Annotated in this window: 17 protein-coding genes; 4 read left to right on the top strand and 13 right to left on the bottom strand. The window is 43.1% G+C overall.

Annotation, left to right across the window (positions count from 1 at the left end; all coding sequences use genetic code 11):
* Positions 1–22: 22 nt before the first annotated feature.
* From yacG to nadC, 10 genes are all read right to left on the bottom strand, one after another.
* Positions 23–250 carry a DNA gyrase inhibitor YacG gene (gene yacG / locus ACYVGZ_RS00295; RefSeq protein ID WP_460749552.1) on the bottom strand — a complete coding sequence of 76 codons (228 nt, stop codon included), beginning with the start codon at positions 248–250 and terminating at the stop codon, positions 23–25.
* The gene (gene coaE / locus ACYVGZ_RS00290; RefSeq protein WP_460749549.1) at positions 247–846 is read right to left on the bottom strand and encodes a dephospho-CoA kinase; all 600 of its coding nucleotides are present in this window, start codon (positions 844–846) and stop codon (positions 247–249) included. Before coaE ends, yacG begins: the two co-directional genes overlap by 4 nt.
* A complete protein-coding gene (locus ACYVGZ_RS00285) occupies positions 836–1,537 on the bottom strand; it encodes a prepilin peptidase (protein WP_460749545.1) in 702 nt (233 codons plus the stop codon). Before ACYVGZ_RS00285 ends, coaE begins: the two co-directional genes overlap by 11 nt.
* On the bottom strand, positions 1,537–2,598 hold the full coding sequence (locus ACYVGZ_RS00280; RefSeq protein ID WP_460749542.1) for a type II secretion system F family protein: 1,062 nt from the start codon (positions 2,596–2,598) through the stop codon (positions 1,537–1,539). The genes ACYVGZ_RS00285 and ACYVGZ_RS00280 overlap by 1 nt, the downstream gene beginning before the upstream one ends.
* Positions 2,599–2,610: 12 nt before the next feature.
* The gene (locus tag ACYVGZ_RS00275; protein ID WP_460749539.1) at positions 2,611–3,528 is read right to left on the bottom strand and encodes a GspE/PulE family protein; all 918 of its coding nucleotides are present in this window, start codon (positions 3,526–3,528) and stop codon (positions 2,611–2,613) included.
* Positions 3,525–3,965 (bottom strand): pilin, encoded by a 441-nt coding sequence (locus ACYVGZ_RS00270; RefSeq protein ID WP_460749536.1) that lies wholly within the window; start codon positions 3,963–3,965, stop codon positions 3,525–3,527. The genes ACYVGZ_RS00275 and ACYVGZ_RS00270 overlap by 4 nt, the downstream gene beginning before the upstream one ends.
* Positions 3,966–4,028: 63 nt before the next feature.
* Complete coding sequence (locus tag ACYVGZ_RS00265; protein ID WP_460749533.1) at positions 4,029–4,388, bottom strand: hypothetical protein; 360 nt, start codon at positions 4,386–4,388, stop codon at positions 4,029–4,031.
* Between the two features lie 81 nt (positions 4,389–4,469).
* Positions 4,470–6,566, bottom strand: coding sequence for a phosphate acetyltransferase (gene pta / locus ACYVGZ_RS00260; protein WP_460749531.1), 2,097 nt, complete (start codon positions 6,564–6,566; stop codon positions 4,470–4,472).
* 26 nt (positions 6,567–6,592) lie between these two features.
* Positions 6,593–7,783: an acetate/propionate family kinase gene (locus ACYVGZ_RS00255; protein WP_460749529.1), complete on the bottom strand. Its 1,191-nt coding sequence runs from the start codon at positions 7,781–7,783 to the stop codon at positions 6,593–6,595.
* Entirely contained in the window at positions 7,780–8,634 is an 855-nt protein-coding gene (gene nadC / locus ACYVGZ_RS00250) for a carboxylating nicotinate-nucleotide diphosphorylase (protein WP_460749526.1), read from the bottom strand. The genes ACYVGZ_RS00255 and nadC overlap by 4 nt, the downstream gene beginning before the upstream one ends.
* Positions 8,635–9,438: 804 nt before the next feature.
* Here nadC and aceE point away from each other — a divergent pair.
* Both aceE and aceF read left to right on the top strand, forming a co-directional pair.
* The gene (gene aceE / locus ACYVGZ_RS00245; RefSeq protein ID WP_460749523.1) at positions 9,439–12,105 is read left to right on the top strand and encodes a pyruvate dehydrogenase (acetyl-transferring), homodimeric type; all 2,667 of its coding nucleotides are present in this window, start codon (positions 9,439–9,441) and stop codon (positions 12,103–12,105) included.
* Positions 12,106–12,193: 88 nt separating this feature from the next.
* The gene (gene aceF, locus ACYVGZ_RS00240; protein WP_460749520.1) at positions 12,194–14,080 is read left to right on the top strand and encodes a pyruvate dehydrogenase complex dihydrolipoyllysine-residue acetyltransferase; all 1,887 of its coding nucleotides are present in this window, start codon (positions 12,194–12,196) and stop codon (positions 14,078–14,080) included.
* A gap of 74 nt (positions 14,081–14,154) precedes the next feature.
* Here aceF and ACYVGZ_RS00235 read toward each other — a convergent pair whose 3' ends face one another.
* Positions 14,155–15,297, bottom strand: a complete 1,143-nt coding sequence (locus ACYVGZ_RS00235; protein WP_460749518.1) for a patatin-like phospholipase family protein — start codon at positions 15,295–15,297, stop codon at positions 14,155–14,157.
* 274 nt (positions 15,298–15,571) lie between these two features.
* Here ACYVGZ_RS00235 and ACYVGZ_RS00230 point away from each other — a divergent pair, with 274 nt between their 5' ends.
* On the top strand, positions 15,572–16,699 hold the full coding sequence (locus tag ACYVGZ_RS00230) for a beta-ketoacyl-ACP synthase III (protein ID WP_460749515.1): 1,128 nt from the start codon (positions 15,572–15,574) through the stop codon (positions 16,697–16,699).
* 78 nt (positions 16,700–16,777) lie between these two features.
* Complete coding sequence (gene pgm / locus ACYVGZ_RS00225; RefSeq protein ID WP_460749512.1) at positions 16,778–18,415, top strand: phosphoglucomutase (alpha-D-glucose-1,6-bisphosphate-dependent); 1,638 nt, start codon at positions 16,778–16,780, stop codon at positions 18,413–18,415.
* Positions 18,416–18,473: 58 nt separating this feature from the next.
* Here pgm and ACYVGZ_RS00220 read toward each other — a convergent pair whose 3' ends face one another.
* Both ACYVGZ_RS00220 and ACYVGZ_RS00215 read right to left on the bottom strand, forming a co-directional pair.
* The gene (locus ACYVGZ_RS00220) at positions 18,474–18,695 is read right to left on the bottom strand and encodes a hypothetical protein (RefSeq protein ID WP_460749509.1); all 222 of its coding nucleotides are present in this window, start codon (positions 18,693–18,695) and stop codon (positions 18,474–18,476) included.
* Positions 18,696–18,708: 13 nt separating this feature from the next.
* Positions 18,709–19,854 (bottom strand): Na/Pi symporter, encoded by a 1,146-nt coding sequence (locus ACYVGZ_RS00215; protein WP_460749505.1) that lies wholly within the window; start codon positions 19,852–19,854, stop codon positions 18,709–18,711.
* Positions 19,855–19,981: the final 127 nt, after the last annotated feature.

The raw sequence follows: 19,981 nt of genomic DNA, 5'->3' as shown, positions 1-19,981 counted from the left end.
GGCGAGCTTCCTGTCTTATGAGTTATAAGAATGACTTATTGGGATCAACCGTTAAGTCTTCAGAGAAAATTTCGTCTTCTTCTGAGGACTGCTGCGGGATCGAATAAGATTCATTCGCCCATTCACCTAAATCTATTAACTTGCATTTCGCACTACAAAAAGGTCTTGAAGCGTTGTTCTTGCTCCAAACCGACTCATTTTGACAAGTAGGACACTTAATTAAAGTAAGTGTTGTGTTTTCTGAAATCATAGTAATGCTAATATTTCATCATTTAATAAGTTCACTTTACCATTCAAATCAATGATATTGCTAGTGTTTTCCAAGACAAAATCTGCTTTTGAGCGCCTTTCTTGGTCACTAAGCTGGGAGTTGATGATTTTTTGGACATCCTCTGGACTGGTTTGATCCCGCTCTACAACACGTTCAATTTGACTCTCTAGCGGTACACTGATGGCTATGGTGCGAAAACACTGCGTGTCCTGCTGAGTTTCGAATAAGAGTGGATGAACCATCAAGGCGTAGGCAGAATGGCAGTTTTCCAATTGCTGTATTAGAGATTGGCGAATGGCAGGGTGTGTAACGCCTTCTAACCAGGTTTTTTCTGCTGGATTATCGAAAACAATACTGCGCAATGCCCGACGGTTTAAATGGCCAGTCGGAAGAAGGATTTGTGCACCATAACGGTTACGGATTTGTTTTAATGCGTCGCTTTGTGGGGCAACCACTTGCCTAGCTACGTCGTCGGCGTCGACGCTTTCAATACCCAGTTGATTAAATAATCGAGCAATCGTGCTTTTGCCTGACCCAATGCCTCCAGTGAGGCCAATAATAGGTTTAGAAACCATAGAAAACTAAAATACCTGCAATGATTAAAAAAGGCCCAAACGGCAATTTTTGAGTTCGCTTTTTTTTAACAACAAGCTGAACAGTCGCATATAGAATGCCTAATAAACTGGCATAAAGCAAAATAGAAGTCAGGGCTGTTGGTCCTAGCCAAGCTCCTAGTGCCGCTAGTAACTTTGCATCGCCAAGCCCTAGGGCTTCTCTCTTTAATACCAACAAAGCGGTAGCTCTGCATAGATAGAGTAATAAATAGCCTAATAGCAATCCGATTACGCTTTGGCTTAGGTAATCATCGTTCAAATACAAGATAAACACACTGGCGACAGTGCAGGCATTGCACTCATCAGGTATTAACTGATGGTGCCAGTCAATGATGCCTATGGTTAATAGGTTGGTCATAATGATGGCAATTAAGCAGTAAAATTTTGTTGAGTCATTATCAGTTAAGGTGGGTAAGAGCAGAGCAGACAAGAGTATTAAAAAAGCTAGCCAGTCTTTAAAGCACCAGTGTATTAGTAGAGATTTAAGCAAAAAGATCAGGCTCTCATTGTGCGGGTGGTCTAGTGGGTGCTGAGTGGCACTCTGCCAAAAGTGATGATAATGAATAGGCCACAATATCGTAAAGCTGTAGCCTATAATGGAAAGAATGACAGTCAATAGAAGCTGTGAAACATTAAAATCCAATAAGGTCATCAAAACGGCATATCCATTAAGGGTTGATAAAGGCTTAATAGGACTCGTATAACAAAAATGCTCGCGATGATGAGGCATATCACTGGCAATAATTTCTCAATTAATTGAAGCTGCTGTTGCCACTTTTTTTGATGCTCTTGCAGGGCAAGAAATAAAGCTCTGTCTATATTGCCATCTTTACTGGCGGTTTCTAGTGCAATGCTCGCATGCCCTGGAAACCAATCTTGCGAAAAACTCAATGTGTAATCATGGCCTAGCCGTAATTTATAATAAGCCAACATTACTTCTTGTCGAATTTGCCTGTGTTGAAAATAACTAGGCATGCTTTCCAGTGTCGATTGTAGTGTTTGTCCCATCTTCTTATGGCTTGTCATAAGAATGAATAATTTCGCTAGCCGAAACTCTCTACTGTAGGCTTCAAGCCAATGACAAGCTTCTCCTTTGTGGATATTGATCATAACGTAGGCTTGAATAAGGCTAATAAGTATATAGCTTGCCACTTTTATTAGAGTCTCCTGCATAGCTAAAGGTGAGTTAGAAAAGAACGCATCGTTTAGTAGGCTTAAAAGCCAAGCGATTTGAATAATGCAAAAGGGGTAGGTGAGAGACTTTAATAAGTTTTGTGACCAACCGATTAAATCGGTGAGTTGATCGATAGTGCAAGACAGACTTTTTAGATAGGTCTCCCTTGTACCACTTTGGGATATAAGTTGACAAAAGGGCTGAGTATTAATAGTAGCCAAGGTGGTCAGGGCTTGATTAAAGTCCTCTCCACGTGAGAGTTCGCAAGAAATAGCTCGACAAATTAAAGCGAGTTTTTTATTTGGGCAGGCATCAGCTAAATGCAGTATAGCTTCATTTAGCTGTAGGCCAGAGCCCATTGCACTGTATATTTCTTCATACAAGCTTAAAAGCAGTCGATAGGACAATCTGGGTAATGTGCATTTTTTATAACTCGTAGGCAAGATTTTTTGGTTTGCCAAGGTCGTGGTGAGAGTCCGTTCATTTTGGCAATAAACATACTCATGCTGTTTATTATTGGTTACTTGATACCACTGCATGAAAGCTCCTTATTATGGTAAGGCTTGCCAAAGCGTCGGTGTGATCATTAGCTCCTCGTAGCAATTAGGTAATGAAGCTCTCCAATTAGGGGCTAGTCCGGTAAATACCGCTCGACGAGACTCATGACCATAATGCATAGATTGGTGAATAATGAGGCTTAAAGAGCTTACTAATGAAAAGAAGTCGACTTGCCAGGCTGAACAGCGTTGGATAGCATCTAAGGCGGAATTGGTATGTAAAGTAGCCAGCACAAGGTGGCCAGTAAGTGACGCGTTAACCGCTAAATTGGCTGTTTTTGCATCTCGTATTTCACCCACCATAATCACATCTGGGTCTTGTCTTAGAAATGCTTTTAGCAGGCTTACGGGGTCTTGATCAAGCGCATCATTTGGTTCACATTGAAAGAGTCCAGGCACTTTATACTCAACGGGGTCTTCAATAGTAAAAATGCTTTTCTCACCCGTATTGAGTTGATCTAGACAGGCGTACAGGGTTGTACTTTTCCCCGCTCCAGTTGCCCCGCAAACTAGAATTAAGCCTTGTCTGTTGTTAAGTGATTGCTGTAATTTTTTCAGCAATGGTTGAGGAAGGCCAATTTCGGCTAAAGCCAATTTTGTGCGTTCTGGTAATAGACGAAGAGCAATTTTTTCACCTTGTACTGTACTGAGCATACTGACTCGAACGCAGGTGCTGACGCCATTGCTAGCAAAGATAAACTGCCCCTCTTGGCAGCGTCTATTCTCAGATAGATCAAGATTTGCGCGCATTTTAATTCGGTTGGAAAGGTTGCCGCAAAAGTCATTGTGCGAAAGAGGTTGTAATTGCCCGAAGCGTCTTACTAATATTTTTGGCCCCTGCTTAGTGAGGTGAATATGAATGTCGGTGGCCTGCTGAGCAATGGCTAATGAGAGAATTTCTTCAAGGGTCATTCGGCAACCTCCTGACACTGGTCAGGTAATAAATTTGCTGCTAAGGTGGATTGGCATTGCCAACGATGATCAGCCCCTCTTTTGAAGGTAAATGTATTGCCTGAGCTGATGCCAGTGGTCGTGTTTAGCGTCAGTGTCAGGGAGCCTGTCTGTTTGCTAATGTCGGAAACGGCAATGGATTTAACAATAGAATCCGAATGTGGGCTGGTTTTAACTGCATTGAAGGTATCGGCGCTGGGGAAGGCCCCATTAAGGAGAATGTACTCTTCGATCAAAGACTGGTGTTGGCTTGCTATATTTTGTGCTTCAACTAACTTGGCTTTAGATATGTGCCGTATAAAGGATGGTGCGGAAACGCTAGCAATAATAGATATGATGGCAATAACTACCATGAGTTCCAGTAGAGTAAAACCATTTAACTGGTTGGGGTGTTTCATAACTCTATCTCCTTGAGTCAAATAAAGCAGCTTGCTTGCTTTAATTTTGGCTCTAAGAAGAGCTTAGATTGTAATGTTTACGTATTCTCCTGTTTTAGTTTGTTTCTCATAGTTGTCCCTGCTTTGTTGGTCTTCTAGCCACTCTTGTTGTCGTTGCGCGAGTTCAGCTTGACGTTGGTTGTGCAGCTCCTGGTCGGCTTGCTCTTGTCTTTGCTGTTTTTGTCTCAAATGTTCTTGGTTTGCTTGTTGAGCTTGTTCGCTGAGTGTAACCACTAAGTCACTGGAGGCTTGGGCGTTACGAGCATGTAATTCGCTTATGCGCGTGTCATCTTCTGAGCGAATGTCAAACTGCTTTCTAGCAAGGTCGGGATCAGTTGCGGTGTTATTGGCGAGGGCAATTGTGTGCGGAATACTTCCAGACATAAAAACCTCCAATAAGCAGATATGAAAAAATGTTCAATAATTAATCATATCTGCTGGAGGTGGTTTTGTCTATTTTTTGCGCTATTGACTTAGTTGTCCTGCTTGGATGGCCGTAATAGCGATGGTGTAGACGATGTCATCAACTAAGGCACCACGAGATAAGTCGTTAACCGGCTTTCTGATGCCTTGAAGCATAGGGCCTATGCTGACAACGTCAGCACTTCTTTGTACCGCCTTATAGGTCGTATTACCGGTATTTAGATCAGGGAAGATAAATACCGTTGCCTTACCAGCCACCTTACTATTTGGCGCTTTTTGCTTGGCGACTTTTTCCATGATGGCCGCATCGTATTGAAGTGGTCCATCGATCAATAAGTCTGGACGCAACTTCTGAGCGATATTTGTTGCTTCACGCACTTTATCTACATCGTTACCTGAACCAGAGCCGCCTGTGCTGTAACTGATCATTGCGACTTTGGGGGCAATGCCGAAGGCAGCCGCTGAATCAGCACTTTGAATGGCAATTTCTGCAAGCTGTTCTGCACTAGGATCAGGATTGATTGCGCAATCACCATATACCAAGACTTGGTCAGGTAAGCACATGAAAAATACCGATGAAACCAGAGAAGCATTGTCAGAGGTTTTGACTAACTGAAGTGCCGGTCTAATGGTATTGGCGGTAGTGTGAATGGCTCCTGAAACAAGACCATCAACGTCATCGGTTTGAAGCATCATGGTGCCTAATACAACATTGTCTTCCAGTTGCTCATAAGCCACCACTTCGGTTAATCCACGGTGTTTTCGTAGGTCAACCATAGGGGCCACGTAACGTTCACGTATGCTACTTGGTTCAATGATTTCAACGCTGGGGTGTAGTTCAATACCATTATTTTGAGCAATGCGGAAAATTTCGTCTTGGTTGCCCAAAAGTGTACAGCGAGCGATACCACGTTCAGCGCAAATTGAAGCGGCCTCAATAGTTCGCAGCTCTTCACCTTCTGGTAGTACGATGCGTTTATTTAACACGCGGGCTTGTTCAATTAGACGATAGCGGAATGCAGGTGGTGAAAGCTTACGTTCATCTTGGTTAAGAGCAAAAGAATTGATCCAGTCGTGATCAATACAACGTGCGATGTGCTCTTTTACCATTAATATCCGCTCTTTATCATCCAGAGGGATTTCTTGGTTGAAAGATTGCATATTGATGGCGGTATCCCAACTGTTGGACTCCACCGATAAAATAGGTAGACCTTTTGCCATGGCTTTACCGCACAAAGCCATTAACGCTTCGCTTGGTTGGTAATTACCCGTAAGAACAAGAGCTGAAATTTTGGTGTCGTTCAATGCGGCAATTGCGGTTGCCATGATGATGTCTGTTCTATCTCCGGGAGTAAAAACAAGCACGCCAGGTTTGAGCGCTTCGAGCATGTTTTCGACACCTCGTGCACACAAGGTATAAGACTGCACTCGGCGTTTTTCCATTTCACCGGCGTTAATGACTTTTGCGCCAAGAAAATCGGCTACGTCTTTGACTCGCGGGTAGGTGAGTTCTATTGACGACGGAATTTGCCCCAGCAAACTGAAATTTCGTTTAAAAATAGGGCGTTGAGCGAATAAGTCACCGTAGGATTTCACGCCTAATGAGCCAGGTGTTGTTTTATTTAGAATACAGCCAATGACATCTGCATCTTTGATTCCACCGTACGAGCCCGCTGCAATTTCAACATGATGCTCAAGTTCGTTAACACGCATATCTTTTGGTGCTGTTACAAGTACCAGTCCAGCGTCAAGTGTTCGTGCAATGGCTTTATTCAAACGGGTGGCATACGGGTGACCCGGAATTTGCGCCAGACCTTCTACAATCACGGTCGAATCGGGCTCAATACAGGCTTGGAAACGGCCAACTACTTCTTCCATTAGCTCGTCGATGTTGTCGTTATATAAAAAACGTTCAGCTTCTTGAAGTGAAATAGGTTCAGAAGGTGTAAGGGTTGATCCCTGTGCGACCATGGCAGTCGATTTATCTGGGCCATCATCACCCGGTTGTGGTTGCGCGATGGGCTTGAAAAAACTCGCTTTAAGGCCTTGTTGCTCTAACGCTCTGACTAGGCCGACTGAAACAGAAGTGAGACCAACTCCTGGGCCTGTTGGGACGGTCATAAGCACATTGATTGACATAGTTCGGTGTCCTATAAATTTTCAGGTTAGTCGGCTATTAATGAAATCGTATCAAGAGCGATCATTAACTCTTCATTAGTGGGGATAATCCAAATCTTTGCACCGCTATCATCAGCCTGAATTTGAGAGACTTCACCTCTTGGTGCTGTGTTGTTTAACTCAGCGTCTAGTTTAATATTAAAAGCAGCGAGTCTTTTTATTGTTTCTGACCTCAAGTACGACGAGTTTTCGCCAATGCCGCCAGTAAAGACAATGTGGTCTATGCTGTCTAGGGTGGTCGCTGTGCTGGCTAAGAATTTAGCCGTACGTGATGCGAACATCTCTAATGCCAACGTGGCTCGTTCGTCACCTGCAGACATCGCCTCTTCAAGGGTACGACAATCGTTGGATAACTCAGACACACCTAATAAACCACTTTCTTTGTTAAGTAGGTTAAGTGCTTCATCGGTATCAATGTTGCGAACCTGACTAATGAAAGCGACCAAACTAGGATCAAGGCTTCCACAACGAGTCCCCATCATGAGACCTTCAAGGGGGGTGATGCCCATGCTGGTATCGGAAGACAGTCCCTTGTTAATAGCACACGTACTTGCTCCATTACCCAGATGGGCAACCAAAATACCTTGTTTATCACTGTTGGGAGAGAGTTTAGCCAACTGTTGGCTAATATAACGATAACTGGTGCCGTGGAAACCAAATTTTCGTAAACCATGCTCTTTATAAAGGGACATGGGGATAGGGTAAAGGTACTGTTCTTGATCCAATGTTTGGTGGAAGGCAGAGTCAAATACCGCGACTTGTGGCAGGCCTGGGAAAAGTGCCATGGCTACTTCAACACCAATAACGTGTGCTGGATTATGAAGGGGGGCGAATTTAGCGCAATCGGCAATGCCTTGTAGTACGTCCGGGGTGATTAATACTGATTCAGAAAAGGTTTCACCGCCATGGACAATTCTATGGCCAATGCCGACCAAATTATTTTGAATTTGTGGATGCTGAATAAGCCAGTTCTTAATCTGCTCCACAGCCTGTTGATGGCTTGCGTTAGGTAAATTCTCAATCTGTTTTTGACCAGCAAATTTAAAGCTAATCCTGCTCTGAGGTGTATTGAGTAGTTCTGCTATCCCTTCTAATTCAAGCACTTCACCGGCGTGGCTTAATACGGCAAATTTTAAAGAAGAACTGCCACAGTTAATCACTAAAATGCTATCTTTCATGAGTTTTCCTCTCTAACTCTTAGGGACAAATCGATGGCTTTTACATGTTTGGTCAATGCGCCAATAGAAACAAAATCCACTCCAGTCTTAGCAACTTCTACGAGTTTGGACTCGTCCATATTGCCAGAAGCTTCAAATTTAACTTGCCCTTTATAGGTTTGTACTGCCTTAGCCATGTCTTCATATGAAAAATTATCTAACATGATGATGTCAGCGCCAGCTTTAACAGCTTGTTCTACCTCTTGCAGAGATTCCACTTCCACTTCAATGTTTTTGCCAGGGGCAACTTGCTGTGCCATTGCGACAGCGTTTGCGATCGAGCCAGCTGAAAAAATATGGTTTTCTTTTATTAAAAAAGCATCATAGAGGCCAATCCGATGGTTTTGACCTCCACCCACTGTCACAGCGTACTTTTGTGCCGTTCTAAGGCCTGGTATGGTTTTACGGGTGTCTAAAATCGTTAATGGGTAATCTTTAACTATTTGTACATATTGTGAGGTGAGGGTAGCGGTCGCTGATAACGTTTGTAAATAGTTAAGAGCGCAACGCTCACCAGTTAGGATGCTTCTGGCGTTACCTGATAATGTCAAAAATACCTTGTTAGCCTCAATCTGATCACCTTCGTCAGCAAACCATTGCAGGGTCACGTTTGGGTCAAGTTGCGCAAAAACCTCATTTACCCAATCTTGGCCACAAAGAATCGCTGACTCACGACTAATAACATCTGCTCTAATATAGTGGTCAGCAGAAATAAGCTGGGCTGTGATATCAAGATCACCAATGTCTTCTTTTAATGCAGTAGAAACGTGGGACTTCATGTCCTCACAAGCTTGCTTATTCAGCAGAGTCATTTTTTTACCTTAATTGATCATGAACTTAAGAAGGCTATTGTAGCCTTATATTCAAGATTCGTCAGGTGAGGATGTTTGTTAATTGAAGATTTAGCTCACTTTATGAGTCGGAACCGATTCGAAAAACATAATTGTATGATAAATAATCAGTTGGGCGGTGTTTTTACGCTCTTTGGGGTGCTTTGGATAGGTTGTTAGGCTCTATCAGGAAGATATTCTCATGTTAGCTTTTACTAACTATATGAGCCAATATTTTAGATGTATTAAATCAGATTGATGTGAATTTATATGGGCAAGAAGTGTAAATCAAGTAAAGGCATTTTTCATAATGTGATCATCTCTTGCTAGGAGAAATGAAAATTAGATGTTAGTCTTACTGCCGAATATCCGCTCAATAGCGGTTTATTTGACGGTTTTTGTACAAAAAAGCATCAAAAACTTGGGTGTTAAAAGTGTGCTTATGTCGAGTAAGTGCACGGTTATAAAAAAACTGGCTTATGTGAGTAAGTGGCAAAACGGCTTGCATTCATATTTAGCTGTCAAAGAGGTTTGATAACCAAACCTCATAGGAAGCGAACCGACCTAGTTCAGGCGGTCAATTCGGTGGCAGTCAATTAATAACAATAAAAAAGCGCCATTAAAATGATAATGATGTACCGGAAGAAAGACTTCAGGTACATCATTATCGACTGATAGGTGAATGAAAAATCATTTATCGACGGTTCGTTCAAGTAGCTTGAGTGATTACATTACCAAAAATCATGACGGTTAAGTACTGTTCTAATAGCGGGAGTTATTAATACAATGACTGAGCAGCATATTCTCGAAGACATTGATCCAATTGAAACGAAAGAGTGGGTTGATGCGCTTGAGTCTGTCCTTCGTGAAGAAGGCCCTGATCGCGCGCAATATATTTTAAATCGTTTATCAAGTGAAGCCTCAAAAGTAGGTACTTCATTACCATCATCGATTACTACACCTTACTGTAATACCATTGCACCAGAAGATGAAAAACAGCTTCCTGGTGATATCTTTATGGAGCGCAAAATTCGCTCAATAATCCGCTGGAATGCTCTAGCAATGGTAATGAAGGCCAATCGTAATGATTCCACTCTAGGTGGACACATTACCAGCTTCTCATCTGCAGCAACGCTTTATGACATCGGCTTTAACCACTTCTTCCGTGGTGGTGATGGTAAGCAAGAAGCAGATATGGTGTTCTTCCAAGGACATATTTCGCCTGGTATTTATGCACGTTCTTTCATTGAAGGTCGTTTGACTGAAGAACAGCTTGACAACTTCCGTCGTGAAGTTGATGGCAAAGGTATCTCTTCATACCCACACCCTTGGTTGATGCCTGATTACTGGCAGTTCCCGACCGTTTCTATGGGACTTGGTCCATTACAAGCTATTTACCAAGCGCATGTAATGAAGTATCAGCACAGCCGTGGCTTGATTGATCAAGGTGACCGTAAGGTTTGGGCTTTCCTAGGAGACGGTGAGTGTGATGAGCCTGAATCTCTTGGTGCCATTGCTCTTGCTGGTCGTGAGAAGCTTGATAACTTGATCTTCGTGATCAACTGTAACTTGCAACGTCTGGACGGACCTGTTCGTGGTAACAGTAAAATTGTTCAAGAGTTGGAAGGTGTATTCCGCGGTGCCGGTTGGAACGTGGTTAAGTGTCTTTGGGGCCGTCATTGGGATCCACTATTTGAAAAAGACACCAAAGGCTTACTTGTTAAGCGTATGAACGAAGTGTGTGATGGTGAGTTGCAAAACTACAAAGCCAACGGCGGTGCTTATACCCGCGAACATTTCTTCGGCAAGTACCCTGAGCTACTAGAAATGGTTAAGGACATGACGGATGATGAGATCATGAACTTAAACCGTGGTGGTCACGACCCATACAAGGTTTATGCAGCTTATGCAGAAGCCACTGCCCATAAAGGCCAGCCTACTGTTATCCTTGCACAAACCGTTAAAGGTTATGGCATGTTTAAGGCGGCTGAAGCACAAAACACCGCCCACCAAACTAAGAAATTGGATGAAGAGTCATTGGCTCAGTTCCGTGATAAGTTTGGCATTCCTATCAGTGATGAAGAGCTAAAAGATCTTCCTTACTATCGTCCAGCAGAAGACAGCCCAGAAATGCAATACCTGCGCTCTAAGCGTAAAGAGTTGCACGGTGACTTCCCCGTGCGCCGCCGCGACTGTGAAGCTCTAGAAGTTCCGTCTCTAGAAGCATTTAAAGCACAAATTGCAGGTACTAAAGGTCGTGAAATTTCGACGACTATGGCATTTGTTCGCGCATTGAATGTAATGGTAAAAGACAAGAAAATTGGTGAGCGTGTTGTGCCTATTTTGGCTGATGAAGCACGTACATTTGGTATGGAAGGTATGTTCCGTCAGCTGGGTATCTATAGCTGTGAAGGGCAACGCTACACACCACATGATCACACTCAGGTTATGTACTATAAAGAGTCTAAAGACGGTCAGATCCTTCAAGAAGGTATCAACGAAGCGGGTGCATTCTCTTCATGGTTAGCCCTTGCAACGTCTTACAGTAACAGCAATCTACCTATGATTCCTGTGTACATTTACTACTCTATGTTTGGTTTCCAACGTATTGGTGACTTGGCATGGGCAGCAGGTGACTCACAAGCTCGTGGTTTCTTGATCGGTGCAACAGCCGGCCGTACTACCCTGAACGGTGAAGGCCTACAGCACGAAGACGGTCATTCGCATATTTTGGCAGGCACCATTCCTAACTGTGTTTCTTATGATCCGACTTACTCATACGAAGTTGCAGTTATCGTACAAGACGGTCTTCGCCGTATGTACGAAGAAAAAGAAAGTGTTTTCTACTACCTAACCGTGATGAACGAAAACTACAGCCATGAAGATATGCCTGAAGGCGTAGAAGAAGGCATCATTAAAGGTATGTACAAACTTCAAACTAATGAGAAGAAAGCCAACAAGAAACAGGTTCAGTTACTTGGTTCGGGTGTCATTCTGCGTGAAGTTGAAGCAGCCGCTAAGATTCTATTTGAAGATTACGGCGTGAACTCTGATGTTTGGAGTGTGACTTCTTTCAATGAATTACGTCGTGAAGGCCTAGACGCAAGTCGCTGGAACATGTTGCATCCAGAAGCGGAAGCTCGTCAAAGCTACGTGGAAACGTGTTTAGATGGCAAAGGCCCAGTCATTGCTTCTACTGACCACGTTAAATTGTTTGCTGATCAGATTCGTCCATTTATCAAGTCGACCTACAATGTGTTGGGTACAGATGGTTTCGGGCGTAGTGACACGCGTGAAAAACTACGTCATTTCTTTGAGATCAACCGTTACTGGGTAGTGGTTTCGGCGCTTAATGCATTGGTGAAAGATGGTGAAATCGAAGCCTCTGTTGTGACTGAAGCAATTGCTAAGTTTGGTCTTGATCCTGAGAAGCCAAACCCAGTTATTTGCTAATCGATAAGCAGCAATGAATCTAGCCTGCTACTCAGTAGGCTAGATATGTTTAAGATACGATGCGTCTAATAAGACAAAGGAGATTTCTGTGAGTACTGAAATCATTCTAGTACCGGATATCGGCGGTGCGACTGATGTTGAAGTAATTGAAATCAGCATTCAGGTTGGTGATCAAGTTGAAGTTGATCAATCAATTGTAGTTCTTGAGACTGATAAAGCCTCGATGGACGTTCCTTCACCTCTTGCAGGTAAAGTTGTAAGCATAAGCGTAAAAGAGGGTGACACGGTTTCTGAAGGTTCAGAAGTATTGGTTCTTGAAGTGGCGGGTGTAAAAGAGTCTGCACCAGAAGCAACTTCAGAAGCCGCTCCTGCATCTGCTGCAGCCAAAGCCAGCGCTGAAGAAAATGTTGTTGTGCCAGACATTGGTGGTGCAACAGACGTTGAAGTCATAGAAATTTGTGTGGCTGAAGGCGATGCCATCTCGGAAGGGGATTCACTAATTGTTCTAGAAACTGATAAAGCTTCTATGGACATCCCGTCACCATTTACTGGTACCGTTGGAAAAATTGCGATTTCTGTTGGTGATACTGTTTCAGAAGGTGCGGCTATTTTGTCACTGCTTACTGAATCGGCTTCTTCATCAGCTGAACCAGCACCTGCACAAGCTGAGTCAGCACCAGCGCCTCAAGCTGCAACTTCAAGCGTAGAGGTTGTTAACGTACCAGACATTGGTGGTGCTGAGGGCGTTGATGTTATTGAAGTGGCTGTTAGTGTTGGTGATAGCGTCGCAGAAGGTGACTCTGTCATCGTGCTGGAAACAGATAAAGCCTCAATGGAGATCCCTTCTCCTAAAGCGGGTGTAATCAAATCACTTGCGATTAAAGAAGGCGATACGGTTTCTGAAGGGGATGCCATTCTTGAATTGGAGGTTGCTGGTGAAGCACCTTCAGCTGCAGCGGCTAAAGCGCCGCAGCCAGAAGCTTCTGCACCTGTAAGTGCACCAGCTAAGGCAATTCCGACTGCACCGGCTAGCCAATCCGCAGTATTGTCTGAGCCTTCTAAAAAGGTTCATGCAGGTCCTGCGGTGCGCATGTTGGCTCGTGAGCTTGGTGTTGATCTGTCTTTGGTTCGTCCTACAGGTCCTCGCAACCGTATTCTAAAAGAAGATCTGCATGAGTATGTAAAAGCTGCGGTTAAACAAGCCACTTCAGCACCAGCAGCAGGTGCTGCTTCAGGTGCGGGTTTGCCAACTGTGCCTGATCAAGACTTCAGCCAATTCGGTGAAATTGAAGTAGTTAAAATGAGTAAGATCCAAAAGCTTACTGCACAGAATATGGTGCGTAATTCTTTGGTTGTTCCTCAAGTTACTCAATTTGATAAAGCCGATATCACTGACCTTGAAGCTTTCCGTAAGGGGCTTAAGCCTGAGATGGAAAAACAGGGTGTTAAACTAACACCACTACCATTCCTAATTAAGGCGGTGGCGCAAGCTATGGTTGCTAACCCAAGCTTTAATGTTTCCCTAATGGCAGACGGTGAAAGCTATGTTCAGAAGAAATATGTGAACATTGGTATTGCGGTAGATTCACCTGTTGGTTTGGTTGTTCCTGTACTGCGTGATGCTGACAAAAAATCGGTTGTACAGATTGCCAAAGAAGCCGGGGAGCTGATCAAGAAAGCCCTTGATAAGCAGCTTAAGCCTTCTGATATGCAGGGCGGTTGTTTTACTATTTCTAGCTTAGGTGCAATTGGTGGTACAGGTTTCACTCCAATTGTTAACTGTCCTGAAGTGGGAATTCTAGGTGTGTCTAAAGCAGACGTAGAACCTCGTTGGAATGGTAAAGAGTTTGAACCTCGTACCATGTTGCCATTGTGTCTTTCTTATGACCATAGAGCGATCAATGGTGGTGATGCAGGTCGTTTCATGACTTACCTGAATAGTCTGTTAAGTGATCTCCGTCGTCTTACTTTGTAAGAACTAGAGGCACTCGCAAGACAGTAAAAGGCCACCTATTAGGTGGCCTTTTTTATGTTTGTCTAAAGGTGCCTTTAATCATTAAAGAATGATAAAATTTTATCTTTTTCCCACATGGCATCTTGATAGCCTAATTCGATCAAGGCTCGGCAATATTCCGGGGTAAAAAGTAAGTAGCTTGCTGCCGTGCTGGCGCTTTGGGCGGAAGTCCCGCCAGCGGCTTTTAAAAAGGTGCGAATATGCTTGGGTAGAGTATTTAAATGCTCAGCCGCAATATCATTGATCTCTTGCGATGGAGAAATAATCAATGACTCAACGTATGGAGGGTGCAGGTGTTGTTTGCACTCTGGAATGTCTAACAGCATTTTATTGCGTGCTTCAAGATGCTTTAAATCATCTTCCAAGTTATCTACAAAGGCACTATTAAGTAGTTGTCCTAATATTTGAGCAATGCCGGGTGGGCTAGTTTCTATATTCTGTTCAGCAAATTGTTCGCCCCAAGGTTTGGGGCTGCGATTTGCGCTAACGCCAATAATGAATAACTTGTTGGCCCCGAGTCGTAGGGCAGGATCAATGGCAGACTTTTGTCGGATTGCACCATCACCAAAATAGTGGTTTTGAATTTTCAGGGCTGGAAACATGCCAGGAATGGCGCTCGAGGCGAGTAAATGTTCAATGTTAATTTCTTTTGCAATACCGATACGCCGCTCTTCATGCCAGTTAGTATGTGGGTTTGAGCTTTGAAAGAAGGTCGTAGATTCACCACTGGTGTAATTCATTGCTGTTATGGCTAAGGATCGAAAATAGCCTTTTTGTAGGTGTTGATCGATCTTTGAAAAATCTAATTGGCCATTAAGAAGCTCTTGTAATGGGGTATTGTCCATTAATGAAATGGCTTCTTGCTGTTTTTGCTGGTGGAACATAGATAGGAGTGTTTTAGTCACAGAGATTGTGACGGGCCAGCGTCCAAGCTTGAATATTTGATCAGGTGTTAAATGCCGCCAGACAAATGAAAGGGTGGAAACGGCTTTACTAAAATTGTGTGCATTTGTCGCTATCATAGTGGCGTTAAGCGCTCCGGCAGATGTGCCGCATAACGTATCAAATGGTAGAGGGGTGTTGCGAGGAGTGAGTCGGCCAATGGCAGAAAGCACACCGACTTGATAGGCTGCCCTAGCACCACCACCCGATAAAATAAGAGCTGAGTTCTTATCCATATACTAATTCCCATTTTAGGTGTACATATTAAGAACAAGACACCAAATATAGTGGTTAAGAATCTATGTTACCCCTAATGAGGGGGAATAGCCTACAACCAATTGAATTTCAGATAATGGCGATTATCTAGCAGGCTTGATATAATTACTATTAATAACAGTATATGCAGTCTATAACTAATTAGAAATACTTGATTTTTTAACGGTAGATTAAAAATCAAGCAATTATGTTTAGTACGCTATCTAATGTCACCATAATAATAAAGGCTGAAGTATGAGTAATCAGGCAGTTTTATCTGGCGTCGGTTTATGGACGCCACCGTACACCATCACCAATGACGAATTAGTTGATAGTTATAACCGTTGGGCAAATCAATTTAACCATGAAAATGCTGCGGCGATTACAGCAGGTGAATTGGCTGAGAAGCCACTCTCAAGTGCAGCTTTCATTGAAAAAGCATCAGGCATTAAACAAAGATATGTTTACCAAAAAGACGGTGTTTTAGACATTAATCGCATGCGTCCTAAACTTCAGGCCCGCCCTGACAGCGCTGTTTCTCACCAAGCCGAGATGGCCATTTATGCGGCACAACTCGCGCTTAAAAGCGCCAATAAACAAGCCCACGACATTGATATTGTGATTGTTGCCTGCGCTTACACTCAGCGCTCTTACCCAGCCATTGCGATTGAAGTTCAAGCCGCGTTGGGTATCAATGGTTCGGCGTTTGATATGTTAGTAGCTTGCTCCGCTGCTACCTTTGGTTTACAAAGAGCTTATGATGCCGTTCGATCTGGCTCAGCAAGAGCTGTGTTAGTGATCAATCCAGAGCTCACATCTCCACAAGTAAACTACCAAGATCGTGACTCTCACTTTATATTTGGGGACGTAGCTACGGCTTTGATTGTTGAGACGGCAGATCAAGCAAGTTCCAGTCATTGTTACGATATATTAGGCGTGAAGTGTGTTACCTCGTATTCTAATAATATCCGTTCAAATTTTGGCTATACCTCAAGGGTAACGGATGAGAATCCTTATGATGCAGATATGTTGTTTCATCAAAATGGACGTAAGGTTTTTAAAGAGGTCTGCCCGATGGCTGCAGATCATATTGAACAGCATTTACAAGAAAATAATCTTAGCGTTCATAATCTTAAGCGCTGGTGGTTGCACCAAGCGAACATTAATATGAATTTACTCATTAGTAAGAGGCTATTGGGTCGGGATGCCAGCCTTGAAGAGGCCCCCATAGTGCTGGATGAATACGCTAATACCGCATCAGCGGGATCCATCATTGCTTTTAGTAAATATCATGAAGACTTGATGGCTGGTGATTACGGTGTCATCTGTTCTTTTGGTGCTGGCTACTCTATTGGTAGTTTAATTCTTAGAAAGCGTGCTTAAGGCTTTTTAAGTCATTGAAAAAATGTGTTATTTGGGGGAGACTTTAAGTATTCAACGAATATTTAGAGGCTCTTCTATATGGCAATTCACCCTCAGGCAGGTAAGCTCAGTGCAATTCAAAACCTAGCTAATATTCCACAACTGATGTCGGCGTATTTTTTGAATAAACCCGATGTTAATCAGGAAGAACAAAAAGTCAGCTTCGGAACATCTGGTCATCGTGGAAACGCACTGCTAACCAGCTTTAATGAATCTCATATATTGGCGATTAGCCAAGCAATTGCAGAATACCGTCATAAGGAAAACATCTCAGGTCCATTGTATTTAGGTAAAGATACCCACGCTTTGTCTGAGTCAGCGTTTCAAACTGCTTTGTCGGTATTGGCGGCCAATGGGGTCAATGTCCGAGTTCAATCTGATTGGGGCTATACACCAACTCCTGTTATTTCTCATGCTATTTTAACTCATAACCTGAACGCCAAAGAGTTGAGCGATGGGGTGGTGATTACCCCATCCCATAATCCGCCTACAGATGGTGGAATAAAGTATAACTCCATTAAAGGTGGTCCAGCAGATAAAGAAATAACAGACTGGATAGCCCAACGCGCTAACGAGCTGCTAGCCAATGACTTGCAAGGTGTTAAGAGCATGTCGGTTCAGCAAGCAAAACAATCCGATTATGTTGAGCCCTTTGATTACATTTCACATTATGTGAACGACCTAGAAAATGTGATTGATATGGAAGCTATAGCTAAAGCCAAAGTAAAAATTGGCGTGGACCCTCTTGGGGGCTCTGGTATTGATTATTGGCAACCCATTGCGGAGAAATACAATTTAGACATTACCATAGTTAACCAAGAAGTAGATCCGACTTTCCGATTTGTGCCATTAGATAAAGATGGCAAAATACGTATGGATTGTTCTTCCCCCTTTGCAATGAATGGCTTATTGGCCATGAAAGATGACTTTGATGTGGCCGTGGCCAACGACCCAGATTTTGATCGTCACGGTATCGTCTGTCGCCAGTTTGGTTTGATGAACCCCAATGCATATTTGGCGGTGGCAATAGAATACCTAGCGACTCATCGTCCTGCCTGGAAGCAAGATGCGCTATTAGGAAAAACGCTAGTATCAAGTGCTATGATTGACCGTGTAGTACAGGGAATGGGGCGCCAACTTTGCGAAGTCCCTGTTGGATTTAAATGGTATGTGGATGGCTTATATTCTGGCGAACTAGCTTTTGGTGGTGAAGAAAGTGCTGGGGCTTCTTTCTTGAGAAGTAATGGGGAAGTTTGGACTACCGACAAGGACGGTTTCATACTTGCCTTATTAGCTGCGGAAATCATTGCAAAAACAGGAAAAGACCCGCAAACACTCTATAACGAGCAAGTTGAGCGTTATGGTACACCACATTATAAGCGTATTGATGTGGCAGCTACGCTGCAGCAAAAAGCCATTCTGTCTAAACTGGACGCCAATAGCCTTAATCAGACCCACTTAGCCGGTGAAGGCATTAAAGAAGTGATTACCCATGCGTCTGGCAATGGGGCAGCCATTGGCGGATTGAAAGTAACGACACAAAATGGTTGGTTTGCTGCTCGTCCTTCAGGTACGGAAAATGTGTATAAAATCTACTTGGAGAGTTTTCTTGGGGAAGAGCATTTAGCCTTGCTAGAGAAAGAAGCGAAAGAGTTGGTTAATTCAGTATTGAGCTAAAGCTAAAAAAAACCGCCATTTCACACTCAGTGAAATGGCGGTTGATTAATACAGGCTTTTATCTTTTCTTTGCTTCTTCGAGTAAGTAGCTTATAAAGTTTTTAAGTCCTGTAATGTTAAGTTCCGCACTTTTTAAATGATCATCAAGATTTAAAATTTCATGTTCTTGTTTCAAATGTTCGCGTCGGCTCACTTCTTCCTTTAGTTCAATCAGTGTTTGTTGCGTCTCATCTATTAATTTGTACAGTCTTTCACTTGTTAAAACTTGTAGGTTTTCCATAATCATATACTCCTTAAATAGCGCTGCTAATACCAAGACAAAGTGCAGGGAAGACGAAGAATACACCTAGAATATAACCTAGTGCTGCTGATTTATTTTCAGAAGCGAGTTGTCCTAACGCCTCAGCTGCTTTTACCGGTAAACCTCTAAGGGCAGGAATACCATAAATAAACACGACGCCTAAGATGTTGTAAGTAAGGTGTATAAAGGCAATTTGTAAAGCCGCTTGAGCATTACCCGTGACCGCTGTAGCTGCAAGAACCGCAGTGACACAAGTACCTATGTTGGCCCCTAATGTGAATGGATAAATATCTTTAAGCTTAAACGCACCAGAGCCCGCCAGTGGAACCATTAGAGAAGTAGTTGTCGATGACGATTGCACAAGGATGGTAACGATAGTGCCCGAGCTAATTCCTGAAATAGGGCCGCGACCAATTGCGGTATGCATAATGTCCTTCGCTTTGCCAACCATCAGTTTTTTCAATAGCTTTCCGACTAAGGTGATTGAAACAAAAATTAAGACGATACCAATCAAAATCAAAGCGATACCGCCGACTTGATCGCCCATGGTCTTAGTGACACCTTTTATTGAGTCAACAACTGGTGCAGTAGCCGCTTTAACAAAGTTTAGGCTCTTAATGGATGAATCGCCTGAACCATAAAATATAGTGGTTAACCAAGCCCCCATTTTTTCTAATAAACCGAAGGCAATTTCTAATGGCAAGAAAATAACAACCGATAATAGATTGAAAAAGTCGTGTACAGTGGCTGCGGAAAAAGCACGTTTAAACTCTTCTTTGGCTCTAACATGACCTAAAGACACAATTGTGTTCGTAATGGATGTACCAACGTTCGCACCCATGACCATAGGCACGGCCAACTCAACAGGCAAACCACCAGCCACTAAGCCGACAATGATTGAGGTGACCGTAGATGAAGATTGAATTAAGGCTGTGGCTACAATACCCACAACTAAGCCTGCAAATGGGTTGCTCGCAAAGGCAAACAATTCACCAGCATGACCAGCGGATGCCATTTTAAACCCACCGCCTATCATGCCAACCGCACAAATAAGCAAATAAACCAATAGGGCAACAAATGCCCATTGCATGTACTTCTGATTATCACTGCTAGTAGGCAGTGTTGCTTGGTTTTCCATATCGATCACCTAAGAGGATTAAAAAAGTAATCGAATAGTAGCTGGGTTTAATTACAAAAATATGACGGTTTCGGCTGGTTTTGTGTGATTAATAGTAAGGCGTTTATCTAAGCTAGGTGAGTGGCTT

The organism is Marinomonas epiphytica, from assembly GCF_054780655.1.
The sequence above is the reverse complement of the archived record's forward strand: the minus strand, read 5'-3'. Positions and strand labels throughout refer to the sequence as shown.

What these genes read in the sequence shown, in the direction of transcription:
- yacG (WP_460749552.1), bottom strand. Translation starts at nt 250, where the DNA reads ATGATTTCAGAAAACACAACACTTACTTTAATTAAGTGTCCTACTTGT.
- coaE (WP_460749549.1), bottom strand. Translation starts at nt 846, where the DNA reads ATGGTTTCTAAACCTATTATTGGCCTCACTGGAGGCATTGGGTCAGGC.
- ACYVGZ_RS00285 (WP_460749545.1), bottom strand. Translation starts at nt 1,537, where the DNA reads ATGACCTTATTGGATTTTAATGTTTCACAGCTTCTATTGACTGTCATT.
- ACYVGZ_RS00280 (WP_460749542.1), bottom strand. Translation starts at nt 2,598, where the DNA reads ATGCAGTGGTATCAAGTAACCAATAATAAACAGCATGAGTATGTTTAT.
- ACYVGZ_RS00275 (WP_460749539.1), bottom strand. Translation starts at nt 3,528, where the DNA reads ATGACCCTTGAAGAAATTCTCTCATTAGCCATTGCTCAGCAGGCCACC.
- ACYVGZ_RS00270 (WP_460749536.1), bottom strand. Translation starts at nt 3,965, where the DNA reads ATGAAACACCCCAACCAGTTAAATGGTTTTACTCTACTGGAACTCATG.
- ACYVGZ_RS00265 (WP_460749533.1), bottom strand. Translation starts at nt 4,388, where the DNA reads ATGTCTGGAAGTATTCCGCACACAATTGCCCTCGCCAATAACACCGCA.
- pta (WP_460749531.1), bottom strand. Translation starts at nt 6,566, where the DNA reads ATGTCAATCAATGTGCTTATGACCGTCCCAACAGGCCCAGGAGTTGGT.
- ACYVGZ_RS00255 (WP_460749529.1), bottom strand. Translation starts at nt 7,783, where the DNA reads ATGAAAGATAGCATTTTAGTGATTAACTGTGGCAGTTCTTCTTTAAAA.
- nadC (WP_460749526.1), bottom strand. Translation starts at nt 8,634, where the DNA reads ATGACTCTGCTGAATAAGCAAGCTTGTGAGGACATGAAGTCCCACGTT.
- aceE (WP_460749523.1), top strand. Translation starts at nt 9,439, where the DNA reads ATGACTGAGCAGCATATTCTCGAAGACATTGATCCAATTGAAACGAAA.
- ACYVGZ_RS00235 (WP_460749518.1), bottom strand. Translation starts at nt 15,297, where the DNA reads ATGGATAAGAACTCAGCTCTTATTTTATCGGGTGGTGGTGCTAGGGCA.
- ACYVGZ_RS00230 (WP_460749515.1), top strand. Translation starts at nt 15,572, where the DNA reads ATGAGTAATCAGGCAGTTTTATCTGGCGTCGGTTTATGGACGCCACCG.
- pgm (WP_460749512.1), top strand. Translation starts at nt 16,778, where the DNA reads ATGGCAATTCACCCTCAGGCAGGTAAGCTCAGTGCAATTCAAAACCTA.
- ACYVGZ_RS00220 (WP_460749509.1), bottom strand. Translation starts at nt 18,695, where the DNA reads ATGGAAAACCTACAAGTTTTAACAAGTGAAAGACTGTACAAATTAATA.
- ACYVGZ_RS00215 (WP_460749505.1), bottom strand. Translation starts at nt 19,854, where the DNA reads ATGGAAAACCAAGCAACACTGCCTACTAGCAGTGATAATCAGAAGTAC.